At 62.7% G+C, this 18633-nt stretch carries 20 protein-coding genes; 13 read left to right on the top strand and 7 right to left on the bottom strand.

Annotation, left to right across the window (positions count from 1 at the left end):
• Positions 1 to 80 precede the first annotated feature (80 nt).
• Positions 81 to 1436: an oxygen-independent coproporphyrinogen III oxidase gene (gene hemN, locus RGQ15_RS13310; RefSeq protein WP_311160776.1), complete on the bottom strand. Its 1356-nt coding sequence runs from the start codon at positions 1434 to 1436 to the stop codon at positions 81 to 83.
• Between the two features lie 51 nt (positions 1437 to 1487).
• Here hemN and fnrL point away from each other — a divergent pair, with 51 nt between their 5' ends.
• Positions 1488 to 2237: a transcriptional regulator FnrL gene (gene fnrL, locus RGQ15_RS13305; RefSeq protein WP_311160775.1), complete on the top strand. Its 750-nt coding sequence runs from the start codon at positions 1488 to 1490 to the stop codon at positions 2235 to 2237.
• 6 nt (positions 2238 to 2243) lie between these two features.
• Here fnrL and RGQ15_RS13300 read toward each other — a convergent pair whose 3' ends face one another.
• Positions 2244 to 3077, bottom strand: coding sequence for a universal stress protein (locus RGQ15_RS13300; RefSeq protein ID WP_311160773.1), 834 nt, complete (start codon positions 3075 to 3077; stop codon positions 2244 to 2246).
• A 236-nt stretch (positions 3078 to 3313) separates the two neighbouring features.
• Between RGQ15_RS13300 and ccoN the strand changes: the two genes are divergently transcribed.
• The 8 genes from ccoN (at position 3314) to ccoS (ending at position 11365) form a co-directional block, all read left to right on the top strand.
• Positions 3314 to 4933, top strand: a complete 1620-nt coding sequence (gene ccoN / locus RGQ15_RS13295; protein ID WP_311160772.1) for a cytochrome-c oxidase, cbb3-type subunit I — start codon at positions 3314 to 3316, stop codon at positions 4931 to 4933.
• A 9-nt stretch (positions 4934 to 4942) separates the two neighbouring features.
• The gene (ccoO, locus tag RGQ15_RS13290) at positions 4943 to 5668 is read left to right on the top strand and encodes a cytochrome-c oxidase, cbb3-type subunit II (protein WP_311160770.1); all 726 of its coding nucleotides are present in this window, start codon (positions 4943 to 4945) and stop codon (positions 5666 to 5668) included.
• Positions 5669 to 5677: 9 nt separating this feature from the next.
• Positions 5678 to 5866 carry a cbb3-type cytochrome c oxidase subunit 3 gene (locus RGQ15_RS13285; protein ID WP_311160769.1) on the top strand — a complete coding sequence of 63 codons (189 nt, stop codon included), beginning with the start codon at positions 5678 to 5680 and terminating at the stop codon, positions 5864 to 5866.
• A complete protein-coding gene (ccoP, locus tag RGQ15_RS13280; protein ID WP_311160768.1) occupies positions 5866 to 6903 on the top strand; it encodes a cytochrome-c oxidase, cbb3-type subunit III in 1038 nt (345 codons plus the stop codon). Before RGQ15_RS13285 ends, ccoP begins: the two co-directional genes overlap by 1 nt.
• Before the next feature lie 173 nt (positions 6904 to 7076).
• The gene (gene ccoG, locus RGQ15_RS13275; protein ID WP_311160765.1) at positions 7077 to 8534 is read left to right on the top strand and encodes a cytochrome c oxidase accessory protein CcoG; all 1458 of its coding nucleotides are present in this window, start codon (positions 7077 to 7079) and stop codon (positions 8532 to 8534) included.
• Positions 8534 to 8998, top strand: a complete 465-nt coding sequence (locus RGQ15_RS13270) for a FixH family protein (RefSeq protein ID WP_311160764.1) — start codon at positions 8534 to 8536, stop codon at positions 8996 to 8998. Before ccoG ends, RGQ15_RS13270 begins: the two co-directional genes overlap by 1 nt.
• 1 nt (position 8999) lies before the next feature.
• On the top strand, positions 9000 to 11192 hold the full coding sequence (locus RGQ15_RS13265) for a heavy metal translocating P-type ATPase (RefSeq protein ID WP_311160763.1): 2193 nt from the start codon (positions 9000 to 9002) through the stop codon (positions 11190 to 11192).
• 14 nt (positions 11193 to 11206) lie between these two features.
• Positions 11207 to 11365 carry a cbb3-type cytochrome oxidase assembly protein CcoS gene (gene ccoS / locus RGQ15_RS13260; protein ID WP_311160761.1) on the top strand — a complete coding sequence of 53 codons (159 nt, stop codon included), beginning with the start codon at positions 11207 to 11209 and terminating at the stop codon, positions 11363 to 11365.
• Positions 11366 to 11442: 77 nt separating this feature from the next.
• Here the strand turns inward: ccoS and RGQ15_RS13255 are convergent, their stop codons facing one another.
• Complete coding sequence (locus RGQ15_RS13255) at positions 11443 to 12948, bottom strand: D-alanyl-D-alanine carboxypeptidase family protein (protein WP_311160759.1); 1506 nt, start codon at positions 12946 to 12948, stop codon at positions 11443 to 11445.
• A 336-nt stretch (positions 12949 to 13284) separates the two neighbouring features.
• Between RGQ15_RS13255 and clpS the strand changes: the two genes are divergently transcribed.
• From clpS to RGQ15_RS13240, 3 genes are read left to right on the top strand one after another with little or no spacing between them, the layout of a single operon-like run.
• Positions 13285 to 13602 (top strand): ATP-dependent Clp protease adapter ClpS, encoded by a 318-nt coding sequence (gene clpS / locus RGQ15_RS13250; protein WP_311160757.1) that lies wholly within the window; start codon positions 13285 to 13287, stop codon positions 13600 to 13602.
• A 3-nt stretch (positions 13603 to 13605) separates the two neighbouring features.
• Complete coding sequence (locus tag RGQ15_RS13245) at positions 13606 to 14625, top strand: class I SAM-dependent methyltransferase (protein ID WP_311160756.1); 1020 nt, start codon at positions 13606 to 13608, stop codon at positions 14623 to 14625.
• Positions 14622 to 15434 (top strand): SDR family NAD(P)-dependent oxidoreductase, encoded by an 813-nt coding sequence (locus tag RGQ15_RS13240; RefSeq protein WP_311160755.1) that lies wholly within the window; start codon positions 14622 to 14624, stop codon positions 15432 to 15434. The genes RGQ15_RS13245 and RGQ15_RS13240 overlap by 4 nt, the downstream gene beginning before the upstream one ends.
• Here RGQ15_RS13240 and RGQ15_RS13235 read toward each other — a convergent pair.
• Positions 15431 to 15844, bottom strand: a complete 414-nt coding sequence (locus RGQ15_RS13235) for a hypothetical protein (RefSeq protein WP_311160754.1) — start codon at positions 15842 to 15844, stop codon at positions 15431 to 15433. The genes RGQ15_RS13240 and RGQ15_RS13235 overlap by 4 nt on opposite strands.
• A gap of 81 nt (positions 15845 to 15925) precedes the next feature.
• On the opposite strand from RGQ15_RS13235, the gene hemF reads away from it, so the two are divergent.
• A complete protein-coding gene (hemF, locus tag RGQ15_RS13230; RefSeq protein WP_311160752.1) occupies positions 15926 to 16786 on the top strand; it encodes an oxygen-dependent coproporphyrinogen oxidase in 861 nt (286 codons plus the stop codon).
• A gap of 42 nt (positions 16787 to 16828) precedes the next feature.
• On the opposite strand, the gene RGQ15_RS13225 is transcribed toward hemF, so the two are convergent.
• The 3 genes from RGQ15_RS13225 to RGQ15_RS13215 form a co-directional block, all read right to left on the bottom strand.
• Positions 16829 to 17377: a sugar O-acetyltransferase gene (locus RGQ15_RS13225; RefSeq protein ID WP_311160749.1), complete on the bottom strand. Its 549-nt coding sequence runs from the start codon at positions 17375 to 17377 to the stop codon at positions 16829 to 16831.
• Positions 17374 to 17733 carry an SUF system Fe-S cluster assembly protein gene (locus RGQ15_RS13220; protein ID WP_311160747.1) on the bottom strand — a complete coding sequence of 120 codons (360 nt, stop codon included), beginning with the start codon at positions 17731 to 17733 and terminating at the stop codon, positions 17374 to 17376. Before RGQ15_RS13220 ends, RGQ15_RS13225 begins: the two co-directional genes overlap by 4 nt.
• Positions 17734 to 17809: 76 nt before the next feature.
• A complete protein-coding gene (locus RGQ15_RS13215) occupies positions 17810 to 18556 on the bottom strand; it encodes a MipA/OmpV family protein (protein WP_311160745.1) in 747 nt (248 codons plus the stop codon).
• Positions 18557 to 18633 lie beyond the last annotated feature (77 nt).

The following is an 18633-nucleotide window of genomic DNA, read 5'->3' as shown; positions in this document are numbered from 1 at the left end:
AAGGCCCGAATTGACGAACCGAAAGGGGCGCGGAGCTTTCACCGCCCCTCTCGCAATGCCGTGCCCGATCTGTGCGCAGGTCAGATGGCCGATGAATGACCGGATGCTGCCATGTCATAGGCATCGAGCATCCTCGCGACCATGCGCGTCAAAGGTCGCGCATGGGTCGGGATGCGCAGTCCGGCTTCGTCGATCCGGACCATGTCACCGAATCGTGCCGCGATCGGCGCAAGGATGTCCCTGAGCCGCTCGGGGGTGAGCCCGTATCGCGAGACGAATTCTTCAGCGCGGATTTCGAAATCGCACATCAGGGATTCGATCATCCGAGCGCGCCAGATATCCTCGGCCGAAAACGCGTGGCCCCGGCTGGTCGAAAAATGCCCCGCGCGGATCGACGCGACATGGGCGCCAGTCGCTGGTGCGTTCTGTGCATAGCCTTCCGGAAAGCGCGAAATCGACGATGCGCCCAGGCCGATCAGCACGTTCGCCTGATCATCCGTGTAGCCTTGGAAATTTCGACGCAGCAGCCCGGCACGCTGCGCGCGTCCCAGCCCGTCATCGGGACGGGCGAAATGGTCGATGCCAATCTCGGCATAGCCGTCCGCCAGGAACAGGTCGCGCGCGACTTCGAAAAGCCGCAGCCGATCCTGGGGTTCGGGCAATGTCTCCGACGGGATCATCACCTGCCGCTTGGCCATCCAGGGCACATGGGCATAGCCGTAAAGCGCGACGCGGTCAGGAGAAAGCGCCAGCAGCTTCTGCACCGATTCCGCAATCCGCAACGGGTCCTGATAGGGCAGACCGTAAAGGATGTCGGCATTCAGGCTCGCGATGCCCCGGTCGCGGATCATGTCGACCGCGCGCTTCGTCACTTCGAAGCTCTGATCGCGCCCGATGACCTTCTGGATCTCGGGGTCGAAATCCTGAACACCGATAGACGCCCGGCTGAGGCCGGCTTCTGCCAGGGCATCCATGCGGGCATCGTCGATTTCGTTCGGGTCGATCTCGACCGAGAATTCGGCCCCCTCGGCCAGCGGAAAGGCAGACAGCACCGTTCCGGCCAGGCGGCTGATGACATCTGCGGGCATCAGGGTGGGGGTTCCTCCCCCCCAGTGCAGGCGCGACAGACGCACGCCCGGCGCCAAGGTCGATTTCAGCAGCTCGAGTTCGGCGAGCAGGGTGTCCGCATAGGCCCGCACTGGGGCCTCGGACTGCGTGCCCTGCGTGCGGCAGGCACAGAACCAGCACAGCCTGCGACAAAATGGGACATGGATGTAAAGCGAGATGGTGGCAGTTGATGGGATCGCGGCGATCCATTCGCGGAATTGCTGGGGGCCGACGGCCGGCGTGAAATGCGGCGCTGTCGGATAGCTGGTATAGCGTGGGACACGCGCATCAAACAAACCGAGGCGCTCAAGTTGCGATTGTTGTTCCATGTGGCTATCCTTGCCCGACCTTCTCCTTAACGACATTGACGCAGATCAAGAATGGCAGCCGACGTAGCACTCCTTTCGTCGCAGCAAGCTTGCGACATTTGTCCCATACGGACCCGTGCAGTTTGCGCCCATTGCGATGGTGACGAACTCGCCGAACTCGAGACGATGAAATATTACCGCAGCTTCGAGGCGGGGCAGGTGATTGTCTGGGCGGGCGATCGCATGGATTTCGTTGCCTCCGTCGTGTCTGGGATGGCGGGGCTGACCCAGCAGCTTGAGGACGGCCGCACACAGATGGTCGGTTTGCTCTTGCCCAGTGACTTCCTGGGTCGGCCGGGGCGCGATCTGGCAAGCTATACCGTCACCGCCACCAGCGACATCCTGCTGTGCTGTTTTCGTCGCAAGCCTTTCGAGAAACTGCTGCGCGAAACGCCGCATCTTGCGAGCCGGCTGCTTGAGATGACCCTGGACGAACTCGACAGCGCGCGCGACTGGCTGCTTTTGCTGGGCCGCAAATCGGCACGCGAAAAAATTGCCTCGCTTCTGGTGATCCTTGCCCGTCGCGAGGCCGCATTGATCCGTCAACGTCCCGGTGGACGGATCGTCATCGAACTGCCGCTGACGCGCGAAGCCATGGCGGATTACCTGGGCCTGACACTGGAAACCGTCAGCCGTCAGATGGGCGCCCTCAAGCGCGAAGGCTTGATCGAGCTTGAGGGGAAGCGGCGCGTCAACATTCCATCTTTCGAGAACCTGGTTGTCGAAAGTGGGGACGACACGGATGGTGGCCTTCCCGTCTGAAAATGCTCAGCGGGCCATCAGTACCGGAACCTGTGCTTTTTCCAGCATGTTGCGCGTGGCACCGCCAAGAATTGCCTGCCGGAACCGTGAATGGCCATAGGCCCCCATCACGACCATGTCCGCACCGATTTCCGTGACGCGCCTGATCATGATGTCGCTGACCTGGGGCAGCGTTCGGGCAAGCACGGCGATCTCGGCATTCACGCCGTGACGGGTCAGCAGCTGACACAGCGCGCCACCGGGATCAGAGCGTTCGGGGCCATGCGGCGAAGGGTCGATCACCGTGATCTCGACCGACTCGGCGGCTTTCAGCAGCGGAAGCGCACGACGGACAGCGGCGAGCGCCTCGCTCGATTGGTTCCACGCGATCAGGATCTTCTTGCCGAAAGGCTCGCTCAGCATCTCGGGCACGATCAGGACGGGGGATGAGCCTTCGAAAAGGGCTGCTTCGGTGATGGCCTCGGCATCGGGCGATGCGCCTTCGCCATAGGGTCGGGCCAGAACCACCAGATCCGAGTAGCGCGCGCGCATGCCGACAAGCGTGGAAAGCCCGCCGATCTGGGCGACCGCCGAATCGACCGACCACCTGACATCCTCGGCATGAAGCTTTTCGCGCACGCGTTGCTCTAGCGCGTCTGCTGCGGCGATCGCCTTGTCGATGGTTTCCTGAAAGACATAGGCAGATGCGCCAGCATAGTAATAGCCGCTTTGCGTGTGATCGACGCCCAGGCAGAATACGTCCAGATGCGCGTCCTCGCGGCGTGTCATGGCGATCGCTGAATCAAGCTGTTTGTGCTGGTTCTCATTCGTCAGCACCGTGAGGATTGTTTTGTAAGACATGGGCGCACCCCTTCCTGAGCGTCTTGACGCGGCGTCGTGGCATTCCGGAGCCGTTTCCGCTTTCGAAAAAAAGCTCCGCCTTTCAGTTCACTTTACATCGGCTTAGGCGGGTCAATGTTGACACAGATCAAAGTGCCGTGAGCCGTGCCGAATTAGCCTCAGAGCCGTCAGGCCAGCCGAAGCCCAGAAAACGGGGGGATTCGGCATCCTGAAACGCAGGAAGGGACAGGATTCGCATGTTGGACACGATCAAGCTGATAGCGCTGGGCGTGATCGCGGTGCTTGCCGCAATCGCCGCCAATTGGGCGCGCCCCGATGATCCGGCCTATGGCGTCAATGCATTGATCATCATGCTGCTGGCAGGCTTTCTTTTCATCCGCGTGCTGCGCGGCATGGGAAATGAACAGCCCGCCCTGGACCCGCACCCCGAGACGGAATATTTCGACAGCGTCGTCCGTGCGGGCGTGATCGCGACCGCCTTCTGGGGCGTGGTCGGTTTCCTGGTGGGCGTTGTCATCGCCTTTCAGCTGGCCTTTCCGGCGCTGAACCTCAGCGATCTCACGCAAGGTTACACCAATTTCGGCAAGCTTCGCCCGCTGCACACATCGGCGGTGATCTTCGCATTTGGCGGCAACGCCCTGATCGCGACCTCGTTCTACGTCGTGCAGCGCACCTCGGCTGCCCGGCTTTGGGGCGGTAACCTGGGCTGGTTCGTGTTCTGGGGTTATCAGCTTTTCATCGTGCTGGCGGCCACCGGCTATATTCTGGGTGCCACCCAGTCCAAGGAATATGCCGAGCCGGAATGGTACGTCGACTGGTGGCTGACACTGGTCTGGGTCGTCTACCTGGCGGTCTTCCTGGGGACCATCCTGAAGCGCAAGGAACCGCATATCTACGTCGCGAACTGGTTCTATCTGTCCTTCATCGTGACGATCGCGATGCTGCATATCGTCAATAACCTCTCGGTCCCGGTCAGCTTCCTTGGCTCGAAATCAGTCCAGCTTTTCTCGGGCGTTCAGGATGCGATGACGCAATGGTGGTACGGCCATAATGCGGTCGGCTTCTTCCTGACCGCCGGCTTCCTCGGGATGATGTATTACTTCATCCCGAAACAGGCCGAGCGCCCGGTCTACAGCTACAAGCTGTCGATCATCCATTTCTGGGCGCTGATCTTTCTTTATATCTGGGCGGGTCCGCACCATCTGCATTACACCGCGCTGCCCGACTGGGCCTCGACGCTGGGCATGGTGTTTTCGATCATGCTGTGGATGCCCAGCTGGGGCGGCATGATCAACGGGCTGATGACGCTTTCGGGCGCCTGGGACAAGCTCAGGACCGACCCGGTGCTGCGCATGATGGTCGTCGCCGTGGGGTTCTACGGCATGGCCACATTCGAAGGGCCCATGATGTCGATCAAGGCCGTGAACTCGCTGTCGCATTACACCGACTGGACAATCGGCCATGTCCATTCCGGCGCTTTGGGCTGGAACGGCATGATCACCTTTGGCGCGCTTTATTACCTGACGCCCCGGCTTTGGGGACGGGATCGGCTGTATTCCAACGCGCTGGTCAGCTGGCATTTCTGGCTCGCGACGATCGGGCTGGTCCTCTACGCGGCCTCGATGTGGGTCTCGGGGATCATGGAGGGCCTGATGTGGCGCGAGGTCGACAGCCAGGGCTTCCTGGTCAATGCCTTCGCCGACACGGTGGCCGCGAAATTCCCGATGAACGTGGTGCGCGCCCTGGGTGGTGTCCTCTATCTGACCGGCGGGGTGATCATGTGCTACAACCTTTGGGCCACGGTCAATCGCCAACCCAAGACGCAAGCGACCGCCATCGCGGTCCCCGCCGAGTGAGGATCGAACATGGCAATTCTTGAAAAACACAAGATCCTTGAAAAGAACGCCACGCTGCTGATGGTCTTTTCCTTCGTCGTGGTGACAATCGGCGGCCTGGTCGAGATCGCGCCGCTCTTCTACCTGCAGAACACCATCGAGAAGGTGACCGGCGTGCGCCCCTATACGCCGCTCGAACTGAAAGGGCGTGACATCTACATCCGCGAAGGCTGCTATGTCTGCCACAGCCAGATGATCCGCCCGATGCGTGACGAGGTCGAACGCTATGGCCATTACAGCCTTGCGGCCGAGTCGATGTACGATCACCCGTTCCAATGGGGATCGAAGCGGACCGGCCCCGATCTTGCGCGGGTGGGCGGACGCTATTCGGACGAATGGCATATCGACCACCTGACGAACCCGCAGGCCGTTGTTCCGGAATCGATCATGCCCGCATATGGCTTTTTGCATGACCGGATGATCGACCCTTCGAACATGAAGGACCGGCTGGCGACGGATGCGATCGTTGGCGTGCCCTATAGCGAAGAAATGGTCGAGGCGGCGATCAGCGATTTCCGCGCCCAGGCCAATCCCGACGCCGATGCCTCGGGTCTGGAAGAACGCTATCCCGGCGCGCAGCAGCGCAATTTCGACCGCCGCCCCGGCGTGTCCGAAATGGATGCCCTGGTCGCCTATCTTCAGGTTCTGGGCACGATGGTCGATTTCTCGACCTTCGAGCCGGACGCCAATCGATAGGGGGGCGGGATGGATCATTATTCCTTCCTGCGTGAACTGGCCGACAGCTGGGTCCTGATCCTGCTGGTGCTGTTCTTCGTGGGAACAATCGCCTTTGCCTGGCGGCCCGGATCGCGCCCGATGCATCGGGACGCCGCCGAGAGCATCTTTCGAAACGAGAAGAGCCCCGCTCGCGAGGGTCAAGAGGAGGTCGAGTGATGGCCGACAAGAAGGACGAGCACACGAGCCCCGAGAACCCCGACAACCGCATCGAGCTTGAGCGCATGGCAGCGGATGAGGAAAACAAGGCGCAGATCCTTGCCCATCCGCCCGAGGGGCCCGAGGGCGAACCCCTGCACAAACCCGTCGTGGGAACCCGTGTCGTCCGCGACAGCAAGGGCGTGCGTCGCGTGGTCGAGGTGCCGTCAACGGGCCACAGCTGGGACGGCATCGAGGAATATGACAACCCCTTGCCGCGCTGGTGGTTGTGGACCTTTTACGCGACCATCGTCTGGGCCGTGGGCTACATGTTCCTTTATCCAGCCATTCCCCTGGTCAGCCAGGCAACCCAGGGCCTTTTGGGCACGAACAATCGCGCCGAGGTGGCATCCGATATCCGTCGGTTTGCCGAGGCCAATGCGGGGGTCCAGGCCAAGCTGGTCGACACGCCCCTAGAGCAGATCGCCGATGATCCCGAACTTGCGAACTACACGGCCAATGCCGGCGCGGCGATCTTCCGCACCTGGTGCGCGCAATGCCATGGTTCGGGGGCGGGCGGGGCTTCGGGCTATCCCTCGCTTCTGGACAATGACTGGCTCTGGGGCGGCACGCTTGAGGACATCCACACCACCGTGCAGCACGGCATCCGAGATCCGAAGGATGGCGATACCCGCTATTCCGAGATGCCGCGTTTCGGAACCGACGGGCTGCTGGACAACACCCAGATCCGCCAGGTCGTGCACCATGTCCTCGAACTGGGCGGAAAGCCGCATGATGCCGCTCTGGCCGAGGCAGGGACCGACGTCTATGTCGACAATTGCACCGCCTGCCACGGCGAGAACGGCAAAGGCGACCGTGAGCAAGGGGCGCCCGACCTGACCGACGCCGTCTGGCTTTATGGCTCGGACCCTGCGACCTTGACCCGCATCGTGCATGATGGGCCTTTCGGGGTAATGCCGGCATGGGCCGGACGTCTTTCCGAAGCCGATATCCGCGCTGTCGCATCCTATGTCCACGGCCTTGGCGGCGGCGAGTAGCGAAGCATATCCGCAGCCTGCACAAGGCTGCGGCGACACCGGCCCCCATCGGATAGGCGCGTTTTCTGGGGCCGGTGTCCCAACCAAATCTGCCGCTGCGGCGAACGCGCCGACGCAGGCCAAGGCGCGTGATCGGAACCGGACCACCCCCGCGCGCGCCACAGGAGCCAGACATGTCGCAATCCGACATCGACCCGCCGAACCTCTACGCTGCCCGAGAGCCGATCTTTCCCCGGCGCGTCCATGGCTGGTTTCGCAATCTGAAATGGATCATCATGGCGGTCACGCTGGGGATCTATTACATCACCCCCTGGATTCGCTGGGACCGGGGACCAAACCTGCCCGATCAGGCTGTGCTGGTCGATCTGGCGAACCGGCGCTTCTTCTTCTTCTGGATCGAGATCTGGCCGCATGAGTTCTATTTCGTCGCGGGACTTCTGGTCATGGCGGGCTTGGGGCTGTTTCTTTTCACGTCCGCCCTCGGGCGTGTCTGGTGCGGCTATACCTGCCCGCAGACGGTCTGGACCGATCTCTTCATCCTGACCGAACGCTGGGTCGAGGGGGATCGCAATGCCCGCGTGCGCCTGTGGAATGCCCCCTGGGATGGCCGCAAGCTGCGGCTGAGGCTGAGCAAATGGTCGATCTGGCTGGTCATTGCGCTGATGACCGGGGGTGCGTGGATCTTTTACTTCACCGATGCGCCGAGCTTGCTGCGAAACCTGTTCACCGGGCAGGCCCATCCCGTCGCCTATATCACGATGGCGGTGATGACCGCGACGACCTTCATCTTCGGAGGCTTTGCGCGCGAACAGATCTGCATCTATGCCTGTCCCTGGCCGCGCATCCAGGCCGCGATGATGGACGAAGACACGCTTACCGTCGCCTATCGCGACTGGCGCGGCGAACCGCGCGGCAAGATCCGCCGCGACGAGCCGACCCGGTCCGATGGCGGGGCCAAGGGTGATTGTATCGACTGCATGGCCTGCGTGAACGTCTGCCCCATGGGCATCGATATCCGCGACGGACAGCAACTTGAATGCATCACCTGCGCGCTTTGCATCGATGCCTGTGACGACGTGATGGCCAGGATCGGCAAGCCGCGCGGGCTTATCGACTACATGGCGCTGAAGGACGAGACGGCCGAACGTGCCGGCAGCAAGCCGAAGCCGATCCTGAAACATATCCTGCGTCCGCGCACCCTGTTGTATTTCGTGCTCTGGTCGGGGATCGGGATCGCCCTTCTGGTGGCGCTGTTCATGCGCTCGCCCTTCGACCTGAACGTGACCCCGGTGCGCAACCCGCTTTATGTCACGATGGCCGACGGAGCGATCCGCAACACTTATATCCTGCGGTTGCGCAACAAGCAGGGCGCGGAACACGAATTCACGATTTCGGTCGCCGATGCCGATGGCATGGTGCTGCAAGGTGCTATGCTGGAGGTCGAGGGGGTCGATGGCACCACGGTTCCGGTTCCGGCCGATGCGACCCATAGCCAAAGGGTCTATGTGACCGCCGAGCCGGGCTCTGAACTGGCCGAAGGCGGGCAGGTCGAGCTCAGGCTTTGGGTCGAGGATACCAGTGACGGGGTGAAGTCGAAGATAGACACCGTCTTTCACGGAAGGAGCGAATGATGGCGCGCGAACTGACCGGCCGACATGTCCTGGCGATCACCGTCGCGGCTTTCGGCATCATCATCGCGGTCAATGTCCTTATGGCCGTGAAGGCCGTTGGCACCTTTCCCGGACTCGAGGTGGCAAACAGCTACGTCGCCTCGCAGCGGTTCGATCAGGAAAGAACTGCGCAGAAGTCCCTGGGCTGGACGGTGACGCCCGATTATGACGGCAGGGAAATGGTGCTGGCGATCCGCGATGCACAGGGCAATCCCGCGCCCATCCGAGACATGGAGGTGACGGTCGGGCGCCCGACCTATGTGCGCGACGACCGCCATTTGAACCTCGTCAATCGCGGAGGGCTTTACGTGGCGCCTCTGGATCTGCCCGCAGGGCTATGGAACATCCACATCCGGGCGATCGCATGGGATGGGACCGAATTCCGCCAGCGCATCGACCATTACCACGGCAGCAGGGTCAAGTGAGATGAGCGATGCCACGCTTCACGACGCACGGCTGTCGGCCTGTCCCGCCTGCGATGCGGTGCCGCTGGCACAGCGAGTGGCCGGAAGCAAGCCAGCCCCCGCCGACATCATCCTTTCCTTGCCGACCATCCATTGCGCGACCTGCATTTCGGATGTCGAACGCGCGCTGATGGGCCATGCCGGTGTAAGGGAAGCCCGCGTGAACCTGACGTTGCGACGGGTGAATGTCGACGCGCCGGGGCTGACCGCCGATGAACTCATCCCGGTCGTCGAGGCGACAGGCTATGAGGCACATGAACTCGACCCGGCGGCACTGAGCGCGTCCGCAGCCGATCGGCAGGGCCGCGACATCCTGATGCGGATCGGGGTGTCGGGTTTCGCGATGATGAACATCATGATCCTGTCGGTCGCCGTCTGGTCGGGGGCCGAGGATGCGACGCGGGACCTTTTCCACTTCATTTCCGGGGCGATCGCGCTGCCGACCATCGCCTTTGCGGGCCAGCCCTTTTTCTCAAGCGCCGCGCGGGCGCTTCGAGCGGGCAGGTTGGGGATGGATGTTCCGATCTCTCTGGCGCTGATCCTGGCCAGTGCCATTTCCGTCTACGAAACATTGCACTCCGGCCATCACGCCTATTTCGACGCCGCGGTGATGCTGTGCTTTTTCCTGCTCGTCGGCCGCTATCTCGACTATCGGACCCGCGCCGCGGCCCGCTCGGCCGCCGAGGAACTCACGGCCCTGGAGGTGCCAAGGGCGTTCCGCGTGACCGAAAGCGGAGAAGAGCCGGTCGCGGTCAGCGATCTTTGCCCCGGCGATCTCGTCCGGGTCCGGCCCGGCGCCCGCGTTCCTGCCGATGGCGAAGTGGTCGAAGGGATGAGCGAAATCGACCGCTCTCTGCTGACGGGCGAGTCCCTGCCGGTCGCTGCACAGCCGGGGCTTGCCCTTTCGACGGGCGAAGTGAACCTGACTGGCCCGCTTCTGCTTCGGGTGACGGCGGCCGGTCGCGACAGTTCGCTTGCCCGTCTGACCGCACTTGTCTCGGCCGCCGAGACGGCACGGGGCAAATACACATCTCTTGCCGAACGGGCATCGCGTCTCTATTCGCCCATGGTGCACCTGATGGCGCTCATCAGCTTTTGCGGCTGGTATTGGGCCAGCGGGGATATCCGTCTTGCGGTCAACATCGCCGCCGCGGTGCTGATCATAACCTGCCCCTGTGCCTTGGGGCTGGCGGTGCCGGCCGTCGTGACCACGGCTTCCGGTCGCCTTTTTCGCCGCGGGTTGCTCATCAAGGACGGCACCGCGCTTGAACGTTTGGCCGAGGTCGACGTGGTTGCCTTCGACAAGACCGGGACATTGACGCTGGGTGTGCCGCAGCTTGTCGATCTGGATTGCATAGCAGAGCGTGACCGGCCGATCGCGCTAGGACTTGCGCGGGCCTCGTCTCATCCCCTGGCGCAGGCGCTCGCTCAGGCCCTTGCCGCAGCGGGTGTGAGGCCTGCCGAATTGCAGGATCTGCGTGAAATCCCGGGCCAGGGGATGACTGCCATGAACGGGGCACAAGTCGTCAGGCTTGGGCGCGCAGAATGGCTTGGGGCGTCGCATGGCGAAGCCACCCTGTCGGCGACCTGGTTGCAATCGGGACATTCGGACCCGAGCCGGATCGAGTTTTCCGACCGACCCAGACCGGGTGTCGAGCAAGCCGTGGCCCAGATCCTCGCCTCGGGACGGCGGGTGCTTCTTCTGTCGGGCGATGCCGAACCGGTTGTGCGTGACCTTGCGCGCAGGCTCGGGATATCCGAATGGCATGCCGGAATGACGCCGACCGAAAAGTCCCAGGTCATCTCCGATCTTTCGGGGCAGGGGCATAGGGTGCTCATGGTTGGCGATGGCCTGAACGATACGGCTGCGCTTAGCGCGGCCCATGTCTCGCTGTCGCCCGCAAGCGCGCTTGATGCGGCGCGGGTTGCTTCTGACATGGTCATGTTGGGTTCGGATTTCGGCCCGGTTTCGGATGCCCTGGATCTTGCGAGGGCGGCGCGGCGACGGATCACGGAGAACTTCGCGATCTCGATTCTCTACAATATCGTGGCGGTGCCGATTGCGATCGCGGGTTTCGCGACACCGCTCATGGCGGCGCTTGCAATGTCGCTGAGTTCGATCAGCGTCACGCTGAACGCGCTGCGGCTGCGATAGAAGAGAGGCTGCGGATGGAAATATTGGCTGTGCTGATACCGGTTTCGCTGGGGCTTGGTGCGCTTGGGCTCGGGGCGTTCGTCTGGGCGCTGAAAGGGCGTCAGTATGAAGACCCCAAGGGCGATGCCGAGCGTATCCTGAGCGGCGACTGGGATGAGCATCCCAAGCCCTGAGATCGGCATGATCTGCTGGCTGCAAAGAAAAACCGCGCCCATCAGGGCGCGGTTAGCGTTTCATCTGGTTCCGTCGATCATGGTGTCAGGACGGTGCAGGCCTGTTGACGGGCGACCAGCCTGCCGCAGGCCAGCTCGGCCATGTCCTTGGACATGCCCGAGAAGACCGCCTCATATCCGCGTTTGCTGGTATCGACGCGGCTTTCGGCGGTCGCAAGCGACACGCTTTCCTTAAGGGCGGTGCGCAGCAGAAGCCGCTCGGCTTCGGCCATCGAGCGGTAAAGGCCCAGTGATACGCCATATCCGCGATCGCCCGAATCGTCGCGGCTGACGAACTCGGTCACCTCGCCGCGCGCGTCGTCAGAGGTTTCGCGTGACGACAGGATGATACCGCCTTCGGGTGCCGCTTGCGGCTGGGGCAGCGGATCAAGCAGGAAGAGCGATGCCGTGGGTTTGGCGATTGAGGCCGAGTCCTCGCCGCGCGGGGCCGCGATCGGGCGCGCCGCGGAAATCCCGCCCTCGACATCGCCTGTAATGTCGCCTTCGGGACGGCTGGTCGGCCGCGGCGAAGTCGAAACGAGGTCGTCGCTGCCCTTGGTCGAGGCGGTCGCGACGGCCTGGGGCCTGCGGCTTGGCCGCGAGCTGTCCGATACCTGGTCCCGCGCCGCGCTCTGGGCACGGGCGACCGCAGCCGAAATCGCGGCGGGCGTCACGAGATTGACGGTGGAGGCCCGCGCAACCGGCCTGTCGGATGACGACAATTGCGCCGTCGCGACCGGTTGCGGCTCGACCCGTGCAACCTGAACCCGGCGGACGACCTTCTTCTCGACCATCAGCATTTCGGGCGCAGCGGGACGGACTTCGCGCACCTTCGTCGGTGCCTTGCCGAAGCCCGCATCCAGAAGCTGGGCCATGACCTGGTTGCGATGCGCCGTCGAGTTGCCACCCAGAACCGTGGCAATGATCCGTTTGGACCCGCGTTTTGCCGAGGCGGTCAGGTTGAAACCGGCAGCCCGGGTATAGCCCGTCTTGATCCCGTCGGCGCCCTCGTAGGCGTCAAGAAAGCGCTTGTTCGTGCTTGATACGGTCGCGATGCCGGCATCGGCCGATCGGCGAGAGAAGATCGAATAATATTGCGGGAAATCATAGAACAACCGCCGCCCCAGCAGCGTCATGTCGCGGGCGCTGGAATAATGCCCCTCGCTCGTCAGGCCGTTCGCGTTGCGGAAGTTGGTGTTCCGCATTCCCAGGGCTTTCGCCATCGCGGTCATCTGGGCGGCGAACTTGGGTTCGGACCCGGCCAGCCCCTCGCCGATCGCGGTTGCGGCATCGTTCGCCGATTTCACGGCCGCGGCCCGGATCAGGTAGCGCAGTTCGATCTTTTGCCCCGGTTTCAACCCCAGCTTCGAGGGCGGCTGGGCCGCGGCGTGGCTGGACACCGTGAATTTCGAGTCGAGCCTGACCTGACCTCGTTCGATGGCCGTGAAGGCCATGTAAAGCGTCATCATCTTGGTCAGGGAGGCAGGATGCAGCCGCGTATCGGCGTTCTGCGAATAGATTTCCTTGCCCGTGCGTGCATCCATGACAAATGCCGCAAAAGGAGCTGCGGCAGCCGCCATCGGAATGGCCCACGCGAAAAAGATCATTAGTCCAAGACGGACTTTCGTGCTGAATCTGCTCACTGTCCCGGTCTCTTCTGCCTCAGAGGTCCCGTTCACCTTGCGGGGCCTTCGTTAAGATATGGACAATATCACGCAAAGGTGGTTTCGAAAACCACAAGTTTAGGGGTTTTCCGCTATGCCCGCTCACCGCTTGTCCCGGTCTGCGGACCGGCGGGGGGCTTACATTGGGGGCGAAAACTTATATATTCGAGGTTTGACCCATCCCACCCAATTGCAGGCGACGAGACAGATCCGCTTATGACCAATCGTCCGGACAACCGCGAGGATGTAGATCTTGCGGTGAAGACCAAGCCGCGCACGCAGCGGCCGCCGTTATACAAGGTGTTGCTGCTGAATGACGATTTCACCCCAATGGAATTCGTCGTTCACGTGCTCGAACGGCTGTTCAACATGACCCATGCCCAGGCGATCGAGATCATGCTGACCGTCCATCGCAAGGGGGTGGCCGTCGTTGGCGTATTCTCTCACGAGATCGCGGAAACCAAGGTGGCGCAAGTGATGGAGCTTGCCCGCCGTCAGCAGCACCCGCTGCAATGCACCATGGAAAAAGAGTAATACGTGGCTAGTTCCCGGCTGGAGTTCGTGTTCGGCGATACGCCGCCCGCAGGGCGCATGTTGCTGATTGGCGCAGGCGCCTCGAGCGATTTGAACTTCTTTGATCCCGCACGCACGCAGATCGTGCAGCGCCTTTACCCCGATGTCGCGGCGCTCAGGGCGCAGGGCTTCGAGCCCGTGACCGAGGCGCAGGGTGATTTTGACAGCGCGATCGTCTTCCTTCCACGCTCGCGTGCGGAAGCCCGCGCGCGCATCGCAGAGGCAAGTGCCCATCTTGCTCCGGGCGCATCGCTCTGGATCGATGGACAGAAGACCGATGGCGTCGACTCGGTTCTCAAGGAGCTCAGGGGCATGGCCCCTCTCGATGAGATCCAGTCGCGCGCGCATGGCAAGATATTCCGTGTGACGCTTCCCGAAGCGGGCTGGCTTCCGGCCGATTGGCCAGCGCGGGATCACGAGGCCGCAACGGGCTTCGTGACGCGGCCGGGTGTCTTTTCCGCGGATGCGCCCGATCCTGCCTCCATGGCCCTCGCCGAGGCGCTGCCGGACAAGCTGCCCACCCGAGTCGTCGACCTTGGCGCCGGATGGGGCTGGCTTTCGGCCCAGATTCTCGGGCATTCCAGCGTCGAGCTCCTGCACATGGTCGAAGCGGATGCTGTGGCACTGGATTGCGCGCGCCGCAATGTGACCGACCCGCGCGCCCGCTTCCATTGGGCCGATGCGCGCGAATTCCGCCTGCCCGAGCCGGTCAATGGGGTGGTCATGAACCCGCCCTTCCATCAGGGACGCGCCGGCGATCCAAAGCTTGGGGCAGGGTTCATCAGGACTGCCGCCGGGCTTCTGACCGGGGCGGGCCGGCTCTGGATGGTTGCCAATCGTCATCTTCCCTACGAAGAGACGCTGCGCGAATGCTTCGCGGATGTCGCCGAGATCGGTGGCGACACCCGGTTCAAGATCCTGACGGCCACCGGCGCACAGCGTCCCGGTGCCCGCAAAACTCTGGCGAAGGGCCGCCGCAGATGAATTTTTCTGTCCAAGGCAAAAGCGTGATCGTGACCGGTGCCGCACGCGGCATCGGGCTGGCGATCGCAAGACATTTCGTGGAAGGCGGCGCGAATGTGATGTTCGCCGACAGCGACGAGGCAGCGCTGGATGCCGAGCTGGGCGCCGAGGGTCAGGGCGACGGTCCGATCCGCGTCTTCGCGGGCGATCTGGGACAAAAGCTGACCCTGGCAAACCTCGTCTCGGCGACGATCGACGCGTTCGACAGGATCGATGTTCTGGTCAACGCCCATCGCGCTGTTCAGGCCTGCGATCCGCTCAGCGTCAGTGATGAGCTTCTGGGCGACATGATGCGCGAGAACATGACTTCGGGGCTGAAGCTGTCGCAGATGGTCGCGAAACGCATGGTCCAGCAGACCGGCGAGGACGAGGGCAACGGAGCGCTGCAAAACGGCGCGATCATCAACCTGACCTCGCTGGCAGCCGACCGGCCGCAACCCCAGATGCTGGCCTATTCGATCGCCAGCGCGGCACAGGCGCAGGCCACAAGATCGCTGGCGATGGCGCTGGCCCCAAAGCGGATTCGGGTGAACGGGGTCGCTTTCGGCTCGATCATGTCGAACCAGTTGCAGCTCACGCTGCGGGAAGATCCGGCGCTGCGCGAGAAACTGGTCGCTGCGACCCCGTTGGGACGAATCGCCGGCGCGGATGAACTGGGTGCGACGGTTCAGTTCCTGGCAAGCGAAGGCTCGGCCTTCATCACCGGCCAGATCCTTCGTGTCGACGGCGGGCGCAGCCTTGGCGATCCGCTCGGGCCCGGGGTGTTTTAACCCTTGGTCTCGGGATAGGCCGCCTTGCAAGCATCGACCGCGCGGGCCGCATAGCTCGAAAGGGCTTTCTTGCGCTCGGCAAGGTTGTCACGCTTGCGCGTTTCCACGACCGGATCAATGGGAACGCGGTAGCGTTCCACGTCGCTGACATTGCGCAGGCAGGACCGATAGAAGATCCGGCGATTTCCGTCGCGATCATAGGCAACGACCGGGCAATCGTCCCACTCGGTCCGGATGACCTGGCGCTCCTCCCAGGCATATCCGCGGGCAAGATTGCCCTCGACCTCGGCAAGCAGGCGCGAAACCGCCCGATATTCGCTGGTGTTGCGGCTGATGCAGCGCTCTTGCGGTGTGCCGCATGCCGTAAGGAGCAGAAGAGGCAGCAGGCCAAACAGGATGTTGCGGCACATGGGCAGGACCTCTAGTTGTTCGCCCGAAGGATAGGACCGGACCCGAACTTCGGCAATTCAAGAATGCAAGGACACACGCCGATGCAAATGCAGGATGAACGTGACATGGCTGCCTCCTGGTTCCGGGAGTTGCGGGATCGGATCGTTGCGGCCTTCGAGGCGCTGGAGCATCGCGGGGCGGCAGAAGTTCCTGCCGGGCGCTTCGAAGTCCGCGAAACCCGGCGCGCCGAAGGCGGCGGTGGCGGGATCATGTCTGTGATGCGGGGCGGGCGCGTCTTCGAAAAGGTCGGGGTGAACTGGTCGGCCGTGCATGGTGACCTTTCAGCGCCGGCACGGGCGGCCATGGCGGCTCGGGGCGTGCCGGGCATTGACGAGGACCCGCGGTTCTGGGCCTCGGGCATCAGCCTGGTGGCGCATATGCAGAACCCGCATGCGCCGGCGGTTCACATGAACACGCGCATGTTCTGGACGCCGGGTGCATGGTGGTTCGGCGGCGGAACCGACCTGAACCCTTGCCTTGAATACCCTGAAGACACGACACATTTTCACGACACCCTGCGCGACACTTGCGCCGTCCATGGCGCGGATTACTACGATCGGTTCAAGGCCTGGGCGGATGAATATTTCTTTGTCCCGCATCGCGGTCGGGCAAGGGGCGTCGGGGGCATTTTCTACGACGACCTCAATACCGGCGATTGGAATGCGGATTTCGCCTTTACCAAGGCCGTGGGCGAGGCGTTCCTGCCCGCCTTCCTGCCCTTGGCCGAGCGGCGCATGGATCAAGCCTGGGATGCGGCGGACCGGGATGCGCAGTTGCTGCATCGCGGTCTCTATGCCGAATACAATCTGGTCTATGATCGGGGAACGAAATTCGGATTGGCGACCGGCCATGACCCGGAAGCGGTGCTGATGAGCCTGCCGCCGCTTGCAAAGTGGGCCTGATCGGAAATTGCGCGCCCAGATCGGATCTGGGCGCGCGGATTTCTAGGGTTTCGAATTGACCGGGCGGGCAGGGTTTCCTGCCATGATGGCGTCAGGAGGGACGTCGCGCGTGACGACCGCGCCCGCGCCGATGACGGCACCATCACCGATCGTGACACCGGGAAGGATGATCGCACCGCCCCCGATCCAGACGTCATCGCCGATGGTGATCGGCCGGCCATATTCGATGCCTTTTGATCGGCTCTCGCGGTCGCGGGGGTGATCGGGGGTCAGCAACTGGACCTGCGGTCCGATCTGGCAGCGTGCACCGATTCGGATTTCACAGACGTCGAGGAACACGCAGCCGTAATTGACGAAGCAATCGGGTCCGAAATGGATGTGCTTGCCATAATCGACCGAGAATGGCACCCGGATCACCGCTCCGTTCCAGGTTCCCAGCAACTGGCTGAGCGTGCGGGCCCGCGTCTTGTCGCCCACGATGGTCTGATTGTAGTCGCGCATCAGGCCCTGCGCGGTCTTGCGCAGGGAAACCAACTCTCCATCCCCGGGCTCATAGGGGCGGCCAGCCAGCATATCGTCGAGCGCGCTCAAATGAAGCCAAGCTCCAGGCGGGCTTCGTCGGACATCATGTCCATGCCCCATTGCGGCTGGAAGGTCATCTCGACATCCACCTGCTTCACGCCGGGCAGCGGCTCGACGGCATCGGCGACCCAGCCGGGCATCTCACCTGCGACAGGGCAGCCGGGGGCAGTCAGCGTCATGACGATGCGCACGGCATTCTCGTCATTGATGTCGATTGTATAGATCAGCCCGAGGTCGAAGATATTGACCGGGATTTCCGGGTCATAGACCGACCTGCAGGCCTCGACGACAGAGTCGTAAAGCGGATGATCGGTCGTCGAAGGGGAGATCAGGGGATCGCCTTCTTGAAGCGTTTCGGTCGTCATGCGGTACGTCCTATCAATCGTTGGTGATTATATAGGACTCTGGACAGGCGGGGTCCAGTGCGCATGGCCGCTATGATCAAAAGCGGAAGTTCAGCCGCCTTGCGATTCCCAGATTGATCTCGGGCTGGTTGCGTTCCTGCACGATGGGGCTGTTGCCCGCATCGTTGAGCAGACGCCCATAGGTGATCTTGCCCAGAATCGAGGTCTTTGGCGTCAGGCTGTAGCGTGCCTCCAGGGCGATATTCGCGGCATAGATGCCACCCGACGGGTCATAGGCGCGGAAGCTGCTCGAGGCGGATTCGTCTTCGCTCACCCCGAAATAGGTGTCGGTGAATTCGTCATCGCCCAGTTGCAGTTCGGCCGTGGTCCAGAGCGTCAGCTTGTCGTTCACGATAAAACGGTACTTCGTGCCGATTTCGCCGACCAGACCGTCATGCCCGCCGACGCCAAGGCGCATGGCGGCATAGCTCAGTGACGGACCCGAGACATAGTTGACGCGCAGCCCGATTTCGCCGGTCCAGTCGATATCGTCGAGCCCGCGCAGTTCTTCATGGTCGGTGGCCTTGCGCGAACCGATATAGCCGAAGGATGGAATCAGCGCGAAGCCCTGCTTCTCCTCGCCGGTGTCGGTGCCAAGGGTCAGGTTGCGCATGGTGCCCCAGGGTCCCAGTTCGGCATCGTCATCACCGAAATAGCCCGGCCCGTAGGTGACGCCCGCGCCGACGTCGAACGACGCCTCACTGATATTGTTGATCCATTGCGCACTGGCAGGTGCGGCAAGGGACGAGCAGGCAAGCAGGGCAATCGCGAACAGGTAGCGCATCATCGAATCCGGGGAGCTAGTTGTCGCAAGCTATTGACGAAACTTTATCCTCGGCTCAACCCGTGAACAGCAGGAGC

Source organism: Paracoccus sp. MBLB3053, from assembly GCF_031822435.1.
GTDB classification, from domain to species: domain Bacteria; phylum Pseudomonadota; class Alphaproteobacteria; order Rhodobacterales; family Rhodobacteraceae; genus Paracoccus; species Paracoccus aurantius.
This window is presented reverse-complemented; position numbering and strand designations above follow the sequence as displayed.